Genomic DNA, 18,968 nt, shown 5'->3' with positions numbered 1-18,968 from the left:
ATGACACAAAAAACTGACTCCAAACCAACCGCACTTTTTCTAATGGGGCCGACGGCCTCAGGAAAAACAGATCTTGCTATTCAATTACGTCAAAGTCTGCCAGTGGAAGTGATCAGTGTCGATTCAGCATTAATTTATAAAGGTATGGATATTGGTACGGCAAAGCCTTCTAAAGAAGAACTTGCCCTTGCCCCTCACCGCTTAATTGATATTTTAGATCCCGCTGAAAGTTATTCTGCGATGAATTTTCGTGACGATGCGGTCAGAGAAATGGCCGATATTACCGCACAAGGTAAAATTCCGCTTTTGGTTGGCGGCACGATGTTGTATTACAAAGCATTGATTGAGGGACTTTCACCCCTTCCATCTGCTGATGAAAAGTTACGCTTAGAGATTGAAGAAAAAGCTCAAGAACTTGGCTGGCCTACTCTTCATCAAGAATTACAAAAAATTGATCCTACTTCAGCAGAGCGTATTAATCCAAATGATTCACAGCGCATTAATCGTGCATTAGAAGTATTCTATTTAACGGGCAAATCATTAACGGAATTAACCGAACAAAAAGGCGAAGAATTGCCTTATCAATTTTTACAATTCGCTATTGCACCAGAAGATCGTGCGGTATTACATCAACGTATTGAACAACGTTTCCATAAAATGATCAAATTAGGCTTCCAAGAAGAAGTGGAAAAACTCTATCAACGAGAAGATCTCCATCCTGACTTGCCTTCTATCCGCTGTGTGGGCTATCGTCAAATGTGGGAATATTTACGAGGTGACTATGATCATGAAGAAATGGTCTTCCGCGGTATTTGTGCAACTCGACAATTAGCCAAACGACAAATCACCTGGCTACGCGGCTGGAAAACACCATTAAATTGGCTAAATAGTCTGCAACTGCAACAAGCCAAAGAAATCGTATTACGCAAGATTGACGAACATTTTAAGGGGTAAATTATGGCGCTTTCACTTCCGCTTTCGACTGAAAAACTCATTCAACTTGGCGAAGTGCTTTGCCAACATTTCCCTGAAATGAATCTTAATGAAATAACCCAACAAATCGAGCGAGGCGCAACAGATTTCATGACACCAATCGGACAAATAACCTATGCCATCAGTCTGTCTGATTTCTTGGAAAAAGTCTTAAAAAAACACCCGCACTTTTCAGCCCAATGGTGGCAAACACCTCCTCAATTTTCAGATTGTCAACATTATGCTAGCCGTTTAGCTGACCAACTCTCCACTATCCAAAATGAAGAACAGCTTTACAAAACGCTACGAGATTTTCGAAATCAAGAAATGGCGAAACTAAGTTTCTGTCAAAGCTTGAATCTTGCCACCGTAGAAGAAATTTTTATTCGTCTTTCTCAACTTGCTGAGAGTCTTATCATTGGTGCGAGAGATTGGCTGTACAAACAAGCTTGCGAAGAAATGGGTACGCCTTGTGATGAACATGGCAACCCACAACAACTCTATATTCTTGGCATGGGAAAATTAGGTGGTTTTGAGCTAAATTTCTCCTCTGATATTGATTTAATTTTTACCTATCCTTCACAAGGCGAAACCATTGGAGCAAGACGAGCCGTTGATAACGCCAAATTTTTTACCCGTTTAGGACAACGTCTGATTAATGCGTTGGATCAATTTACGCCAGATGGCTTTGTCTATCGTACAGATATGCGCCTTCGCCCTTTTGGCGACAGTGGTGCACTTGCCTTAAGTTTTTCTGCTATGGAACAATACTATCAAGATCAAGGACGAGACTGGGAACGCTACGCCATGATCAAAGGGCGTATTTTAGGCGCAGATGAGCAAGATCCCAATGTAAAAACCTTGCAGCAATTACTTCGCCCCTTTGTGTATCGACGCTATATTGATTTTAGTGTGATTCAAGCTTTACGTGAAATGAAAGGTAAAATTGAGCGTGAAGTGCGTCGTCGTGGCTTAAAAGACAATATTAAGTTAGGCGCAGGCGGGATTCGAGAAATCGAATTTATTGTGCAAGTTTTTCAACTGATTCGAGGTGGACGAGAGATTAAGCTCCAACAACATGAATTGCTTAAACTTCTCCCTGAAATACGAGATCTTGGTTTAATTACGCCTCAGCAATATCATGAATTAAGAGAAGCTTATATCTTCCTTCGTCGTACTGAAAACGTGCTTCAAGCCATTGATGACCAACAAACGCAACTACTTCCAACAGATGAAGAAAATTGCCTTAGATTAATGATTGCTTGTCGAGAATACACTTATTTAGATGAGAACAATCAGGCTACGATAAAATCTTATCAAATTGAAAGCTGGGATGATTTCTATCAAATATTACAGGCACACCAACAAAAAGTGCGGTCAGTTTTTGATGCATTAATTGGTGAAGAAAAAGATGAACGTAGCGATGATAATAATCAGTGGATTGATTTTTTAGAAGGTGATCTCGATGATATTGAACAAATGCTAGTCGATAACCACATTGATGAGGACGCGATTTCCGATATCTTAGATAAACTTATTCAATTCAAAGATGGGCTTGCACGCCGAGTTATTGGCTCTCGTGGTCGAGAAGTTTTAGCTCACTTATTGCCAAATATCTTCACTCAAATATTTGAGCAAAAAAATTACCGCACTTTATTGCCACGCATCCTCAATATTGTCGATAAAATTGCGAGTAGAACGACATATTTAGAATTACTCTTAGAAAATCCCCAAGCCATTGAGCAGCTCATTGAACTATGTTCGCAATCACAGATGATTGCTGAACAAGTGGCTCGCCACCCTATTCTACTCGATGAATTATTAAATACTGAGGCACTACGTAATCCATTACCTTTCACACAGTACCCTGATGAATTGAAGCAATATATGCTGCGATTACCGCAAGACGATGAAGAGCAATTTATTGACGGTTTACGCCAATTCAAACAGTCTATTTTATTACGTGTTGCAGCCGCTGATATTCTCGGTGTATTGCCTGTTATGAAAGTAAGCGATCATCTCACTTATCTGGCTGAATCAATCATTGATGCCGTTGTCAATTTTGCTTGGCAACAAGTCAGTCAACGATTTGGGGTCCCCGAACATCTTGTAAATAAAACTGAAAAAGGCTTTTTAGTCATTGGCTACGGTAAATTAGGCGGAATTGAACTCGGATATAAATCTGATTTGGATTTAGTCTTTTTATACCAAGCTGTTGAAGGCCAAACTATTGGTGGGAAAAAATCCATTGATAGCAATCAATTCTATTTAAGACTGGCTCAAAAAATTGTTAGCATTTTTAGCATGAATACCAGTGCAGGCGTACTTTACGATGTTGATATGCGATTGCGTCCTTCAGGCGATGCTGGCTTATTAGGCTGTTCACTTCAAGCATTTGAAAACTATCAACTCAATGAGGCTTGGACATGGGAGAAACAAGCGCTTGTCCGTAGCCGTGCCATTTCTGGTGAAACTGAATTAAAAGCAGAATTTGAAAAAATTCGCTGTAATGTACTTTCCGCTCAAAGAGATATTAATCAGCTAAAAATCGAAGTAAGAGAAATGCGTGAAAAAATGTACGAACATTTATCTCATACAAAAGATGGCTTTTTTAATATCAAAACCGATCGTGGCGGCATTACCGATATTGAATTTATCGCCCAGTATCTGATGCTTGCGAATGCCCCAGCTAATCCAATATTAACCAAATGGTCTGATAACGTTCGTATCTTTGATTCAATGGCAGAATATCACATTATTTCTCTAACAGAATGTGAAAAGCTCAAATCCTGCTACGTGACACTGCGTAATAAAATTCATCATCTGAACTTATTAGGAAATCCTGTCATTGTTGATGATTCGGCGTTTGCAGAAGAAAGAGAATTTGTCTGTTCTTTCTGGAATAAGCTATTTTCTTAAAAGATTAAAGGAGTCTATCCCCAGATAGTTGGGATAAACGCCCTTTTATATATTCTCTACGTAAAAACAGCCTAACTTTCTACCGCACTTTTATTTTATTAAAATCCAATCTAAAAACAAAAACCCCAAGCCATTCAGCTCGGGGTTCTACATTCACTACCTGGCGGTGTCCTACTCTCACATGGGGAAGCCCCACACTACCATCGGCGCATCGGCGTTTCACTTCTGAGTTCGGTATGGGGTCAGGTGGGACCACCGCTCTATCGCCGCCAGGATTATTCCTTTAATAACTTCTATTTTCTCTCTGCTCCGCTATCTCTAGCGTCTCACAACCAAACAAGCTGATTCACCTTCAATACTTTCTCTTTCTTCTCTGAGTTTCGTCTTTGTATCATTACAACACCCAAAACCCTTGAGCGTTGTATAGTTAAGCCTCTCGGGCAATTAGTACATGTTAGCTCAACGGCTCGCACCGCTTACACACCATGCCTATCTACGTCTTAGTCTTAAACAACCCTTACAGATTTATAATCTGGGAGAACTCATCTCTTGGCAAGTTTCGTGCTTAGATGCTTTCAGCACTTATCTCTTCCGCACTTAGCTACCCGGCAATGCGTCTGGCGACACAACCGGAACACCAGTGGTGCGTCCACTCCGGTCCTCTCGTACTAGGAGCAGCCCCAATCAATTCTCCAACGCCCACGGCAGATAGGGACCGAACTGTCTCACGACGTTCTAAACCCAGCTCGCGTACCACTTTAAATGGCGAACAGCCATACCCTTGGACCTACTTCAGCCCCAGGATGTGATGAGCCGACATCGAGGTGCCAAACACCGCCGTCGATATGAACTCTTGGGCGGTATCAGCCTGTTATCCCCGGAGTACCTTTTATCCGTTGAGCGATGGCCCTTCCATTCAGAACCACCGGATCACTATGACCTACTTTCGTACCTGCTCGACTTGTCTGTCTCGCAGTTAAGCTTGCTTATACCATTGCACTAACCTGACGATGTCCGACCGTCATTAGCAAACCTTCGTGCTCCTCCGTTACTCTTTGGGAGGAGACCGCCCCAGTCAAACTACCCACCAGACACTGTCCGAGACCACGTTTCGTAATCTTCGTTAGAACATCAAACGTTAAAGGGTGGTATTTCAAGGACGACTCCATAATCACTGGCGTGACTACTTCTAAGTCTCCCACCTATCCTACACATCAAAATTCAATGTTCAGTGTCAAGCTATAGTAAAGGTTCACGGGGTCTTTCCGTCTAGCCGCGGGTACACCGCATCTTCACGGCGATTTCAATTTCACTGAGTCTCGGGTGGAGACAGCCTGGCCATCATTATGCCATTCGTGCAGGTCGGAACTTACCCGACAAGGAATTTCGCTACCTTAGGACCGTTATAGTTACGGCCGCCGTTTACTGGGGCTTCGATCAGGAGCTTCTCTTTCGATTACACCATCAATTAACCTTCCAGCACCGGGCAGGCATCACACCCTATACGTCCACTTTCGTGTTTGCAGAGTGCTGTGTTTTTAATAAACAGTTGCAGCCAGCTGGTATCTTCGACCGGTTCAACCTTCGCCCGCGAGGGACTACAATCTACGCCGGCGCACCTTCTCCCGAAGTTACGGTGCTATTTTGCCTAGTTCCTTCACCCGAGTTCTCTCAAGCGCCTGAGTATTCTCTACCTGACCACCTGTGTCGGTTTTCAGTACGGTTTAGTAAAGCCTTTCGCTTAGTGGCTTTTCCTGGAAGTGTGGTATCAGTTACTTCAACTCCGTAGAGCCTCGTCATCATCTCTCAGTGTTAAGGAAGTCCGGATTTGCCTAAACTTCCCACCTACCAACTTAAACGCACATATCCAACAGTGCGATAACCTAACCTACTCCGTCCCCACATCGCAGCTTTACCAAGTACAGGAATATTAACCTGTTTCCCATCGACTACGCTCTTCAGCCTCGCCTTAGGGGCCGACTCACCCTGCCCCGATTAACGTTGGACAGGAACCCTTGGTCTTCCGGCGAACGGGTTTTTCACCCGTTTTATCGTTACTTATGTCAGCATTCGCACTTGTGATACGTCCAGCATGCTTCTCAACACACCTTCATCCGCTTACACAACGCTCCCCTACCCAACAGACTTTCGTCTGATGCCGCAGCTTCGGTGCTATATTTGAGCCCCGTTACATCTTCCGCGCAGGCCGACTCGACTAGTGAGCTATTACGCTTTCTTTAAATGATGGCTGCTTCTAAGCCAACATCCTAGCTGTCTAAGCCTTCCCACTTCGTTTCCCACTTAATATAGACTTTGGGACCTTAGCTGGCGGTCTGGGTTGTTTCCCTCTCCACGACGGACGTTAGCACCCGCCGTGTGTCTCCTGAGTATCACTCTTCGGTATTCGTAGTTTGCATCGGGTTGGTAATCCGGGATGGACCCCTAGCCGAAACAGTGCTCTACCCCCGAAGGTGTCCGCTCAAGGCTCTACCTAAATAGATTTCGGGGAGAACCAGCTATCTCCCGGTTTGATTGGCCTTTCACCCCCAGCCACAAGTCATCCGCTAATTTTTCAACATTAGTCGGTTCGGTCCTCCAGTTAGTGTTACCCAACCTTCAACCTGCCCATGGCTAGATCACCGGGTTTCGGGTCTATACCTTGCAACTAGACGCCCAGTTAAGACTCGGTTTCCCTTCGGCTCCCCTATTCGGTTAACCTCGCTACAAAATATAAGTCGCTGACCCATTATACAAAAGGTACGCAGTCACCCTTTCAGGCTCCCACTGCTTGTACGTACAAGGTTTCAGGTTCTATTTCACTCCCCTCACCGGGGTTCTTTTCGCCTTTCCTTCACAGTACTGGTTCACTATCGTCAATCAGGAGTATTTAGCCTTGGAGGATGGTCCCCCCATCTTCAAACAGGATATCACGTGTCCCGCCCTACTTATCGTTAGCTTAGTACCATAACCTGGACTTCGAGTACGGGGCTATCACCCTGTATCGCCAAGCTTCCCAGCTTGTTCCTCTGTCTCTGTCATTATCACTAACAGGCTCCTTCGCGTTCGCTCGCCGCTACTGACGAAATCTCGGTTGATTTCTTTTCCTCGGGGTACTTAGATGTTTCAGTTCTCCCGGTTTGCCTCACTTACCTATGGATTCAGTAAGTGATAGTAGATTCTTCATCTACTGGGTTTCCCCATTCGGATATCTTGGATTAAACGCCTCTTATCGACTCATCCAAGCTTTTCGCAGATTAGCACGTCCTTCTTCGCCTCTGATTGCCAAGGCATCCACCTTGTACGCTTAGTCACTTAACTATACAACCTCAAAAATTCTTGATGTTGTGTTTTCAACTAAACACTTGATTGCTTTTGTTCAATCAAGATTTTATTCTTACTCAGACTTTTTCTTATCCTTAAAAGGACTTGAAAGTCTCTTCAGTTTTTCAGCTTGTTTCCTAGTTGTTAAAGAACAGAAATAACATTTTCAGTTATCATCGTTAAATAAACTCATTAAAGTATTTTAACTATTAACTTACTCAATTTACTTAACGATGATAAGTGGTGGAGATAAGCGGGATCGAACCGCTGACCTCCTGCGTGCAAGGCAGGCGCTCTCCCAGCTGAGCTATATCCCCATGTCATCGTTTATTTATTACCTTATTCACCTTCATCACTCACTCAGTTTGAGTGGTGGGTCTGAGTGGACTTGAACCACCGACCTCACCCTTATCAGGGGTGCGCTCTAACCACCTGAGCTACAGACCCAAGGGAATAACGACTTTCTGCTCGATATTGTCTACAATATATCAATCAATCTGTGTGGACACTTATTGTCTCTCGTTTTTGGTAAGGAGGTGATCCAACCGCAGGTTCCCCTACGGTTACCTTGTTACGACTTCACCCCAGTCATGAATCATACCGTGGTAAACGCCCTCCAAAAGGTTAAGCTATCTACTTCTGGTACAACCCACTCCCATGGTGTGACGGGCGGTGTGTACAAGGCCCGGGAACGTATTCACCGCAACATTCTGATTTGCGATTACTAGCGATTCCGACTTCATGGAGTCGAGTTGCAGACTCCAATCCGGACTTAGACATACTTTGTGAGATTCGCTCCAGCTCGCACTATCGCTTCCCTCTGTATACGCCATTGTAGCACGTGTGTAGCCCTACTCGTAAGGGCCATGATGACTTGACGTCATCCCCACCTTCCTCCGGTTTATCACCGGCAGTCTCCTTTGAGTTCCCGACCTAATCGCTGGCAACAAAGGATAAGGGTTGCGCTCGTTGCGGGACTTAACCCAACATTTCACAACACGAGCTGACGACAGCCATGCAGCACCTGTCTCAGAGCTCCCGAAGGCACCAATCCATCTCTGGAAAGTTCTCTGGATGTCAAGAGTAGGTAAGGTTCTTCGCGTTGCATCGAATTAAACCACATGCTCCACCGCTTGTGCGGGCCCCCGTCAATTCATTTGAGTTTTAACCTTGCGGCCGTACTCCCCAGGCGGTCGATTTATCACGTTAGCTACGGGCGCCAAACTTAAAGCTCAACCCCCAAATCGACATCGTTTACAGCGTGGACTACCAGGGTATCTAATCCTGTTTGCTCCCCACGCTTTCGCACATGAGCGTCAGTACATTCCCAAGGGGCTGCCTTCGCCTTCGGTATTCCTCCACATCTCTACGCATTTCACCGCTACACGTGGAATTCTACCCCTCCCTAAAGTACTCTAGCGACCCAGTATGAAATGCAATTCCCAGGTTAAGCCCGGGGCTTTCACACCTCACTTAAGTCACCGCCTGCGTGCCCTTTACGCCCAGTTATTCCGATTAACGCTCGCACCCTCCGTATTACCGCGGCTGCTGGCACGGAGTTAGCCGGTGCTTCTTCTGTAGTTAACGTCAATCACCTAGTCTATTAAACTAAATGCCTTCCTCGCTACCGAAAGAACTTTACAACCCGAAGGCCTTCTTCATTCACGCGGCATGGCTGCGTCAGGGTTGCCCCCATTGCGCAATATTCCCCACTGCTGCCTCCCGTAGGAGTCTGGGCCGTGTCTCAGTCCCAGTGTGGCTGGTCATCCTCTCAGACCAGCTAGAGATCGTCGGCTTGGTGAGCCTTTACCTCACCAACTACCTAATCCCACTTGGGCTCATCCTATGGCATGTGGCCGAAGGTCCCACACTTTAATCTTTCGATATTACGCGGTATTAGCTACAGTTTCCCGTAGTTATCCCCCTCCATAAGCTAGATTCCCAAGCATTACTCACCCGTCCGCCACTCGTCATCAAAGAAGCAAGCTTCTTTATGTTACCGTTCGACTTGCATGTGTTAAGCCTGCCGCCAGCGTTCAATCTGAGCCATGATCAAACTCTTCAATTCAAGTTCAATCGCTCAATACTGCTGACATAAAATGTCACTACTTAAAAAGTATTATGAATTTCTAGTTAGCACCTATTAAGACTTCAAAATTAAAAATATTTTTAAAACAAGTCAATCAACAAGTGCCCACACAGATTGTCTGATACATTGTTAAAGAGCAAAAAAGAACGACGCACTGGTTTTTATAAAGCTTCACAACAGCGCGTCGTTGTGTGGGGCGTATTATAAGACCTTCAGGATTCTTTGCAAGATCTTTTTGTAAAAAAATGTAAATTTTTTTGCTATTTGCTTACAAACACACCAACATGACAAGAAAAAATCATTTTAAAACGGTAATGCCATCAAATCCCAGAGAGCCAACGCTTGTTCTAATTGGTGTTTATTCTCTACATCTTGCGTACAGAAAACCTGATTTTTCACTTCTGATTTTGACTGCACTTCTAATTTATCAAGTAAGAACTGTAATCGCTTGGCAATAGCGAATCCTGGGTCCATAAAATTCTTCACTTGAGGTAAGCAAATTTGAATTTCATCTTTAATTAAAGGGAAATGCGTACAGCCTAAACAAATCGTATCTAAATTCTCTATTGAGGCCCAAGGACTTAATTCATTTTTCAATGCAATCAAATCAACCGATTTCCCTTGGATTTTATGCTCTGCGATTTCAACCAGCTTAGTGGAGCCTAATCGTTCAACTATACAATGGGTGGCAAACTGATGGATAAGATCATTAACATAAGGGCGTTTAACCGTGCCCTTTGTCGCCAATAGACCAATATGTTTCGTTTGTGAGATTTCTGCTGCTGGCTTAATGGCTGGCACAGTACCTACAATCGGAATAGAAAATTGCTCACGTAAAGGCGGTAATACAACAGTACTCGCAGTATTACAAGCGATCACAATAGCATCAAGTGGATAATTCTGATTAATTTTTTTACAAATATCCAATGTTTGCTGAATAATTGTTTCTTCTGATTTTTCTGAATAAGGAAAGCCTGCATTGTCAAAGCAATACAAATAATGGTTATCTGGCATCAGCTTTTTCGCTTCTCGATAAACGCTTAAGCCCCCCATTCCAGAATCAAAGAAAAGCACCGTTGATTTATTCATTTATATAAAACTCTTTCAAAAATAACCGCACTTTAGGCATTCGAATAAATTTCTCGATTATTTAGCCAACGGCGGATTAAACTTTCTGCCACATCCGGATATTTTACAATTAATGCCTTAGCATAATGTTGAACGGTTGGGATCATTTTACGATCGCGCATTAAATTCACCACTTTAAATTCGGCGATCCCCGTCTGTTTGGTACCTAACACCTCACCTGGACCACGAATTTCTAAATCTTTCTCTGAAATCACAAAGCCATCTTGGCTATCACGCAATACCTGTAAACGTTTTTGCGACACTTTACCCAACGGCGGTTTATACATTAAGACACAAAAAGACGCCGTACTGCCACGCCCTACTCGACCACGTAACTGATGAAGTTGTGATAAGCCCAAACGCTCTGCATTTTCAATGATCATTAGACTGGCATTCGGCACATCTACGCCCACTTCGATCACAGTTGTAGCCACAAGCAAATCGAGCTCTGCATTTTTAAAGGTAGCCATAATATCTTGTTTTTCTTGCGGTTTCATTCGCCCATGTACAAGGCCAATTTTAAGCATCGGCAAGGCTTTCGTTAAATCTTCCCAAATGGCCTCGGCTGCTTGCGCTTCTAGTACTTCAGACTCATCAATCAACGTACAAACCCAATAAGCCTGACGCTTTTCATTAATACAGGCACTTTTGACTCGAGCCACGATTTCATCACGACGCTCTTCTGAAATAACCACTGTCGTAATCGGCGTTCGACCTGGTGGCAATTCATCAATAATCGACGTATCAAGATCAGCATAAACCGTCATCGCTAATGTTCTTGGGATTGGTGTTGCTGTCATAATCAGTTGGTGCGGATAAAATCCTGCTTTTTCACCTTTTTCTCGCAACATCAAACGTTGATGCACACCAAAACGATGCTGCTCATCAATAATCACCAAGGTTAAATCAGCAAATTCCACTTCTTCTTGGAATAAAGCATGTGTGCCCACTACCATTTGTACCGCACCGGACTTAATTTTTTCCAATTCCGCTTGGCGAGCTTTCCCTTTCACCTTACCCGCTAACCAGCCTACTTCAATACCAAAAGGTTCTAACCAACGGCGGAAATTATTCGCATGCTGTTCCGCTAAAATCTCTGTCGGCGCCATTAAAGCCACTTGCTTGCCATTATCAATCGCTAATAAGGCGGCTAAAGCTGCCACTAATGTTTTCCCCGAGCCTACATCCCCTTGAACAAGTCGCATCATTGGATAATCTTTCGCTAAATCCTGTTCAATATCCGCTACTACTCTATTTTGAGCATTTGTTGGTTGAAAAGGCAAAGACGCAAGAAAACGTTGCTTCAAATCGGTTTGATAATGCAATGGCAACGCTAAAAACTGCTGCGTACCCAACCGCACTTTTTGCATCGCAAGATTATGTGCAAGAAGCTCTTCAAAGATAAGTCGTTTCTGTGCGGGATGTTGTCCTTTCTCCAAAATATCTAATGAGATATCTGGCGGCGGACGATGCAAAAATCGAATAGCCTCCTTTAAGCTAAAAGGATGTGGATTAAATTCATTAGGTAAAACTTCTGTTAATTGGATTTTATCGAGTAAAGCCAATGCTTGATCGGTTAGCTTACGTAATGAATTTTGTTTTAAACCTTCCGTTGTGGAATAAATAGGTGTGAGCGTTTCCTCTAAAACCAATGGCGCATTATCCCGTATGATTTGATATTCAGGATGATGAATTTCTGCCATAAAACGTCCACGTTTAATTTCGCCAAACGCTTTGACGCGCGTACCAATCTGAAAACTATTTTTCATTCCCGCATTAAAATTGAAAAAACGGAGCATAATCTTGCTCGTTCCATCAGAAAGACTTACAGTTAAAATAGGACGGCGCCCAAAGGCAACTTCACAGGTTTGGACAACCCCTTCAATGGTGGCATATTGTTCAGGACGAAGATCCGCAATGGGTGTTATTCTCGTGCGATCTTCATAACGGATAGGTAAATGAAAAAGCAAGTCTTGGAGATTATGAATTCCAATACGGCTTAATTTATCGGAGATTGCCGCGCCTACACCAGATAAAGTGGTTAGAGGAACGGCATCGAGAAGTTGTGTGCTCATTATGCTTCATTAATATTGCGCTTCAAACGAATCACACTGGTAATTTGTTTGATTTTTCGCATAATGTTTTCTAAATGATAGACATCTCTCGCACCAACTTGGATAATGACTAATAGCAGATTATTCTCTAATTCTTCAGTCCAAATACTTTGAATATTACTTTCACAAGTCGCGACCGCTGTCATGAGACTACCTAATACATTTTGTTCATTAAGCATTTCAATGTGTAATTCGGCATCAAAATTGACCGCACTTTCAGCCTCTTCCCATTTTGCCGCGGTGAAATCTTTGGCATTACCTGACGTTAAATTAGAACAAGCTTGATGATGTACGACCACACCTTTCTTCGCCGTGCTTAATGCTACGATCGGATCACCCGGAATTGGATGACAACATTGAGCGAAAGACGCTTTCATTTCGCCATCTCGGCTTAACGTTAGCGTACTTTGTGTGTTTTCAGATACACCATCCACATCAATTTCAATAGCCTCATCCATTAATTGATGAGCAATGATACTCGACATTTGGTTACCTACGCCGATTTCCTCAAAAAGCTCATTGAGGCTTGAGAGGTTCAATTCATTTAGTAACGCTTGGATTTTCTCTTCAGAAACCTCAGAGAGATAATGTGGTTTTAGGGCCATTTCTAGCTGTTTTTTACCAGTTTGAACGGCATCATCTGCACGCAATAATTTTAAGAAATGACGAATACGGGTTCTTGCGCGAGCCGTCACTACAAAATTTAACCAGCTAACGCTTGGATGAGTATTTTCGCTGGTCACAATCTCAACGGTTTGACCAGACTCTAAAGCTTGTGATAACGGATAAGGTTTGTGCTCTACTACTGCCGCAACACAATGATTTCCCACATCAGAATGCACTGCATAAGCAAAATCGACAGCGGTTGCGCCCATTGGTAATTCAACGATACGACCTTTCGGCGTAAATACATAGATTTCTTTCGGAAAAAACTCAGATTTTACATTTTCAATAAACTCAAAGGAGTTACCCACGTTTTGTTGAATATCTACCAGGCTTTGTAACCAACGCTGCGCGCGTACTTGAGCAGTGGTACTATCGTTTTTACCACCTTCTTTATACGCCCAATGAGCAGTAACTCCCATTTCAGCAACCTGTTCCATTTCTTCAGTTTGCAAGTGGACTTCCACAGGCACCCCATGAGGACCTATCATCGAGGTTTGTAGTGCTTGGTAGCCATTTGCACGTGGCACGGCAATATAATCTTTCACTTTACCAGGACGAGGCTTATACAAACTATGCATTTGCCCCAATCCGCGATAGCAATCATCAACCGAATTCACAATAACGCGGAAAGCATAAATATCCATAATGGAATGGAATTTCTGATCTTTCGTGCGCATTTTTTGGTAAATTTTATAGAGATGTTTTTCACGTCCCCAAATACGATTTGTAATGCCTACATTATCAAGACGTTGTGAAATATCATTAGAAATGCGTTGAATCAATTCTTGACGAGAGCCACGCGCTTGTTCGACGAGCTTTTTAAGTACTTCATAACGGCGAGGATGCATTGCTTCAAAAGATAAATCTTCTAATTCATTCTTGATATGCTCGATGCCTAAACGGTGAGCTAATGGACAGTAAATCTCTAGGGTTTCTTTTGCGATACGACGACGTTTATCTGGACGCAATGATCCCAACGTTCGCATATTATGGGTTCGGTCAGCCAGTTTGATTAAGACCACGCGAATATCTCGAGTCATCGCTAAAATCATTTTGCGGAAGTTTTCAACCTGTGCTTCTTGGCGAGTACGGAATTTCAATTTATCTAGTTTAGATACACCATCAACAATTTCGGCTACGCTAGCGCCAAATTCATCTTTTAATTGGGATTCGGTATAAGGGGTATCTTCGATAACATCATGCAATAATGCAGCCATGATTGCTTCATGGTCTAAATGCATTTCCGCAATAATTGAAGCTACTGCAACAGGGTGAGTAATGTAAGGTTCGCCGCTTGAGCGAAATTGTCCTTCGTGAGCATCTCGCGCAATGACGAATGCACGTTTGATTAATTCAATTTTATCGGCGGGCAAATACCCCTGAATAATTCGATCTAAATCTGCAAACAATTCCAAAGGACACCTGACTTTTTGTAGAGAGAAAGACTAGGCGATCAAAATAGCTTTAATTTTGACCGCACTTTAATAATGAGATTATTCTGCGATTAACGCTACTGCCACTTCTTCGTTACGTTGAGAAGCTGCTGCATCTAAATACTCTTTTGCATCCATGATTTCTTGGTTGATTAAACCTTTTTCGATTTCACGTAATGCGATTACAGTTGGTTTATCGTTATCTTCCGGCACTAACGGCTCACTTTGATGTAACTCTAATTGTCTCGCACGACGAGCGGCGGTTAAAATTAAATCAAAACGGTTACCAATTTTTTCTACTGCATCTTGCACAGTCACTCGAGCCATGTTTTACTCCGATGTTAAAAATAATGTCTATAAAGGGGAAATATTGTACTCAATTCAAGCTTATTTTGCTAGTAGCTGATGAATTAAGTCTGCATTTTCTGTTTGTTGATAAGCTTTAGTCAAACGTTCTGCCTGCAAAATGCTTTGCAAATCTGCCAATGCCTGTTCAAAATTATCGTTCACAATAACGTAATCATATTCATCATAATGCGAAATTTCGCTGATTGCTTTTGACATTCGCTCAGCAATAACCTCTTTGCTATCCTGTCCGCGTCCAACCAAGCGACGTTCTAATTCAGGCAATGATGGCGGCAAAATAAAAATACTTTTTACAGAAGGTACTTTTTGGCGAATTTGCTGCGCACCTTGCCAGTCAATATCTAAAAACACATCAATGCCTTTTGCTAAGTTTTCTTCAATTGCTGGCAATGAAGTGCCGTAATAATTGCCACCAAACACTTTTGCATATTCTAAGAAATGACCTTTTTCAATTAAGGTTTCAAATTCTTCTACTGAAACAAAATAATAATGCACACCATGACTTTCGCCTGGTCGAGGAGAACGCGTTGTGTGTGAAATAGACACCATTTTTTTCGTGCCTTGATTTTTTTCTAATAACGCAGAAATTAATGATGACTTGCCCGCCCCACTCGGTGCAGAAAGAATATATAAATTACCTTGAGACATAATTGAAACCTCTTATTGTTGTTTGTTTTTATTATACAAAAAGAAAATGAAAAGTGCGGTCAAATTTTCGTTTGTTTTTACAAATCATTAAAAAGTGATCGAGATCACAAAAAAGTGGTATATACCCTTTTTTTTATCAAAATGCCCATGTTATAATCGACGGGAACTCGTGAGAGCAATGATTTTGTTTAACTTAAAAAAATAGAAGGTGAAAATCTTATGGCTATTAAAATTGGTATCAACGGTTTCGGCCGTATCGGTCGTATCGTATTCCGTGCAGCACAACATCGTGATGACATCCAAGTTGTAGGTATCAACGACTTAATCGACGTTGAATACATGGCTTACATGTTGAAATACGATTCAACTCACGGTCGTTTTGACGGTACTGTTGAAGTTAAAGACGGTAACTTAGTCGTAAACGGTAAAACTATCCGTGTTACTTCTGAACGTGATCCTGCAAACCTTAACTGGGGTGCGATCGGCGTTGATATTGCAGTTGAAGCAACAGGTTTATTCTTAACCGATGAAACAGCACGTAAACACATCACTGCTGGTGCGAAAAAAGTCGTATTAACAGGTCCTTCTAAAGATAGCACACCAATGTTCGTACGTGGTGTAAACTTCGGTGCATACGCAGGTCAAGACATCGTGTCTAACGCTTCTTGTACTACAAACTGTTTAGCACCTTTAGCACGTGTTGTTCACGAAACTTTCGGTATCAAAGATGGTTTAATGACCACTGTTCACGCAACCACAGCAACTCAAAAAACTGTTGATGGTCCATCAGCTAAAGACTGGCGCGGTGGTCGTGGTGCGGCACAAAACATCATCCCTTCATCTACCGGTGCAGCAAAAGCAGTAGGTAAAGTATTACCAGCATTAAACGGTAAATTAACTGGTATGGCGTTCCGTGTTCCTACTCCAAATGTTTCTGTAGTTGACTTAACTGTAAACTTAGAAAAACCAGCAACTTACGAACAAATCAAACAAGCAATCAAAGATGCAGCTGAAGGTAAAACTTTCAACGGCGAATTAAAAGGCGTTTTAGGTTACACTGAAGATGCAGTAGTTTCTACAGACTTCAACGGTTGTGCTTTAACTTCTGTATTTGATGCTGATGCGGGTATCGCATTAACTGATTCTTTCGTTAAATTAGTATCTTGGTACGATAACGAAACTGGTTACTCAAACAAAGTATTAGACTTAGTTGCACACGTTTACAACTACAAAGGCTAATCAAAATATCTAAAAAATTAACCGCTCTTTTAGAGCGGTTTTTTTATTTCCAATCCATTTCACTTAATCAATATTTTTAAATTCTTTATTTCTCATCCGGAGATAAAAATAGAAAAATAAATATGTCTATTATTTATTCTATATTCACAAAATAACAACATTTCACTAGATTTTAAATTTATTTCGTTTATATTAGCGTACAGTTGTTCGCTCAAATAAGGCTTATGAATTTAGAACGTCATTTCGTCAATCGAATTCGCCAACAGGCAAAAACTCGTCAAAATGCAACCGCACTTCGCCATAAAATTAATGGCTTATGGAAAGATATTTCGTGTAACTCATTTCAACAACAGCTTGATCAGCTTTCATTAGCTTTTCTTGCTTGCAATATTCAAGTACAAGATAAAATTGCAATTTTTGCGAACAATATGTCACGTTGGACAATCGCAGATATTGCGGCACTTCAAGTTCGCGCCATCACCGTTCCAATTTATGCGACCAATACTGCACAACAGGCAGAATTTATTTTAAATCACGCCGATGTCAAAATTCTGTTTGTCGGTGATCAAGAACAATATGATCAAGCGTTAGAAATTGCGCATCAGTGTCCACAATTACAAAAAATTGTGGCTATGAAAGAACAAATTCAACTGACTGAAAATACTCTTTCTTGCTATTGGGAAGATTTAATTCAATTAGGTACCGAAGAATTCCAAACTGAATTTGAAACTCGCTTAGCAAATAAAACGATGGATGATTTATTCACGATCATCTACACATCAGGCACAACAGGTGAACCGAAAGGCGTAATGCTTGATTACAGTAACTTGGCTCATCAACTTGAAGCCCATGATATTGCATTAGATGTTAATCAAGATGAGGTTTCACTTTCTTTTTTACCATTCAGCCACATTTTTGAGCGTGCTTGGGTTGCCTATGTGTTACATCGCGGAGCAATTCTTTGCTATCTCGAAGACACCAATCAAGTACGTGAATCATTAACGGAAATTCGTCCGACCTTTATGTGTGCAGTACCGCGTTTCTATGAAAAAATTTATTCTGCTGTGCTTGATAAAGTCCAAAAAGCGCCTTTTATTCGTCAGATGATTTTCCACTGGGCGATTGCAGTGGGACAAAAACGTTTTGATCTTCTCTCTCAAAATAAAAAAGTCCCGTTCTTCTTGCAAAAACGCTATGCTCTTGCCGATAAACTGGTACTTTCTAAACTACGTTCATTGCTAGGCGGACAAATTAAAATGATGCCTTGCGGTGGCGCAAAATTAGAACCAACCATTGGCCTTTTCTTCCATAGCATTGGGATAAATATCAAACTCGGTTACGGCATGACAGAAACCACGGCAACCGTTTCTTGTTGGGATGACCATCATTTTAATCCGAATTCTATCGGTAAATTGATGCCAAATGCCGAAGTTAAAATTGGAGAAAATAACGAGATTCTGGTGCGTGGTGGCATGGTGATGAAAGGTTACTATAAAAAGCCAGAAGAAACGGCTCAAGCCTTCACTGAAGATGGCTTCTTAAAAACGGGAGATGCAGGTGAATTTGATGCTGATGGTAATTTATTTATTACCGACCGTATTAAAGAATTGATGAAAACCTCTAACGGCAAATACATCGCACCACAATATATCGAAGGTAAAATTGGCAAAGATAAATTTATCGAACAAATTGCGATTATTGCCGATGCTAAAAAATATGTTTCAGCGTTGATCGTACCTTGTTTTGATAGCGTAGAAGAATATGCGAAAAAACTGAATATTAAGTATCAAGATCGCATGGAATTACTCAAACACTCTGAAATTATCAAAATGTTTGAGCAACGTATCGAAAGTCTTCAAAAAGAACTGGCACACTTCGAGCAAGTGAAGAAATTTACGCTACTCTCTCAGGCATTTAGCGTCAAACTTGGTGAAATCACGCCTACGCTCAAATTACGCCGAAAAGTAATTATGGAACGCTATCGTCATATCATTGATTCGATGTATTCCAACAATAAAGAGAACAAGGAAAATAAAGAATAAAAAAGTGTGGTGAATTTCACCGCACTTTTTA

The 18,968-nt window shown here is 41.9% G+C and carries 9 protein-coding genes, 2 tRNA genes and 3 rRNA genes; 4 read left to right on the top strand and 10 right to left on the bottom strand.

Features of this window, described 5'->3' with window-relative positions; genetic code table 11:
- Both miaA and glnE read left to right on the top strand, forming a co-directional pair.
- On the top strand, positions 1–954 hold the full coding sequence (gene miaA / locus DX522_RS08870) for a tRNA (adenosine(37)-N6)-dimethylallyltransferase MiaA (protein WP_115180521.1): 954 nt from the start codon (positions 1–3) through the stop codon (positions 952–954).
- Between the two features lie 3 nt (positions 955–957).
- Positions 958–3,891, top strand: coding sequence for a bifunctional [glutamate--ammonia ligase]-adenylyl-L-tyrosine phosphorylase/[glutamate--ammonia-ligase] adenylyltransferase (gene glnE / locus DX522_RS08865; RefSeq protein WP_115180520.1), 2,934 nt, complete (start codon positions 958–960; stop codon positions 3,889–3,891).
- 158 nt (positions 3,892–4,049) lie between these two features.
- Here the strand turns inward: glnE and rrf are convergent.
- From rrf to gmk, 10 genes are all read right to left on the bottom strand, one after another.
- Positions 4,050–4,165, bottom strand: a 5S ribosomal RNA gene (rrf, locus tag DX522_RS08860).
- A gap of 149 nt (positions 4,166–4,314) precedes the next feature.
- Positions 4,315–7,209 (bottom strand): 23S ribosomal RNA (locus DX522_RS08855).
- Positions 7,210–7,453: 244 nt separating this feature from the next.
- Positions 7,454–7,529 (bottom strand) — tRNA-Ala (locus DX522_RS08850).
- A 53-nt stretch (positions 7,530–7,582) separates the two neighbouring features.
- Positions 7,583–7,659, bottom strand: a tRNA-Ile gene (locus DX522_RS08845).
- A gap of 82 nt (positions 7,660–7,741) precedes the next feature.
- Positions 7,742–9,280 (bottom strand): 16S ribosomal RNA (locus tag DX522_RS08840).
- Together the 16S, 23S and 5S rRNA genes with 2 tRNA genes alongside form the textbook arrangement of a ribosomal RNA operon.
- Before the next feature lie 324 nt (positions 9,281–9,604).
- The gene (murI, locus tag DX522_RS08835) at positions 9,605–10,390 is read right to left on the bottom strand and encodes a glutamate racemase (RefSeq protein ID WP_115180519.1); all 786 of its coding nucleotides are present in this window, start codon (positions 10,388–10,390) and stop codon (positions 9,605–9,607) included.
- 32 nt (positions 10,391–10,422) lie between these two features.
- Complete coding sequence (recG, locus tag DX522_RS08830) at positions 10,423–12,504, bottom strand: ATP-dependent DNA helicase RecG (protein WP_115180518.1); 2,082 nt, start codon at positions 12,502–12,504, stop codon at positions 10,423–10,425.
- The gene (spoT, locus tag DX522_RS08825) at positions 12,504–14,624 is read right to left on the bottom strand and encodes a bifunctional GTP diphosphokinase/guanosine-3',5'-bis pyrophosphate 3'-pyrophosphohydrolase (protein ID WP_115180517.1); all 2,121 of its coding nucleotides are present in this window, start codon (positions 14,622–14,624) and stop codon (positions 12,504–12,506) included. Before spoT ends, recG begins: the two co-directional genes overlap by 1 nt.
- A gap of 78 nt (positions 14,625–14,702) precedes the next feature.
- Entirely contained in the window at positions 14,703–14,969 is a 267-nt protein-coding gene (rpoZ, locus tag DX522_RS08820; protein ID WP_005698386.1) for a DNA-directed RNA polymerase subunit omega, read from the bottom strand.
- 60 nt (positions 14,970–15,029) lie between these two features.
- Positions 15,030–15,656, bottom strand: a complete 627-nt coding sequence (gene gmk / locus DX522_RS08815) for a guanylate kinase (protein WP_041918290.1) — start codon at positions 15,654–15,656, stop codon at positions 15,030–15,032.
- A gap of 219 nt (positions 15,657–15,875) precedes the next feature.
- Here gmk and gap point away from each other — a divergent pair, with 219 nt between their 5' ends.
- The gene (gene gap, locus DX522_RS08810) at positions 15,876–16,895 is read left to right on the top strand and encodes a type I glyceraldehyde-3-phosphate dehydrogenase (protein ID WP_115180516.1); all 1,020 of its coding nucleotides are present in this window, start codon (positions 15,876–15,878) and stop codon (positions 16,893–16,895) included.
- A 224-nt stretch (positions 16,896–17,119) separates the two neighbouring features.
- Positions 17,120–18,937 carry an AMP-dependent synthetase/ligase gene (locus DX522_RS08805; protein ID WP_115180515.1) on the top strand — a complete coding sequence of 606 codons (1,818 nt, stop codon included), beginning with the start codon at positions 17,120–17,122 and terminating at the stop codon, positions 18,935–18,937.
- The last annotated feature ends 31 nt before the right edge of the window (positions 18,938–18,968 follow it).

Origin of the sequence: Haemophilus parainfluenzae (assembly GCF_900450995.1) — a bacterium.
Taxonomy (GTDB): domain Bacteria; phylum Pseudomonadota; class Gammaproteobacteria; order Enterobacterales; family Pasteurellaceae; genus Haemophilus_D; species Haemophilus_D parainfluenzae_O.
This window is presented reverse-complemented; position numbering and strand designations above follow the sequence as displayed.

What these genes read in the sequence shown, in the direction of transcription:
- miaA (WP_115180521.1), top strand. Translation starts at nt 1, where the DNA reads ATGACACAAAAAACTGACTCCAAACCAACCGCACTTTTTCTAATGGGG.
- glnE (WP_115180520.1), top strand. Translation starts at nt 958, where the DNA reads ATGGCGCTTTCACTTCCGCTTTCGACTGAAAAACTCATTCAACTTGGC.
- murI (WP_115180519.1), bottom strand. Translation starts at nt 10,390, where the DNA reads ATGAATAAATCAACGGTGCTTTTCTTTGATTCTGGAATGGGGGGCTTA.
- recG (WP_115180518.1), bottom strand. Translation starts at nt 12,504, where the DNA reads ATGAGCACACAACTTCTCGATGCCGTTCCTCTAACCACTTTATCTGGT.
- rpoZ (WP_005698386.1), bottom strand. Translation starts at nt 14,969, where the DNA reads ATGGCTCGAGTGACTGTGCAAGATGCAGTAGAAAAAATTGGTAACCGT.
- gmk (WP_041918290.1), bottom strand. Translation starts at nt 15,656, where the DNA reads ATGTCTCAAGGTAATTTATATATTCTTTCTGCACCGAGTGGGGCGGGC.
- gap (WP_115180516.1), top strand. Translation starts at nt 15,876, where the DNA reads ATGGCTATTAAAATTGGTATCAACGGTTTCGGCCGTATCGGTCGTATC.
- DX522_RS08805 (WP_115180515.1), top strand. Translation starts at nt 17,120, where the DNA reads ATGAATTTAGAACGTCATTTCGTCAATCGAATTCGCCAACAGGCAAAA.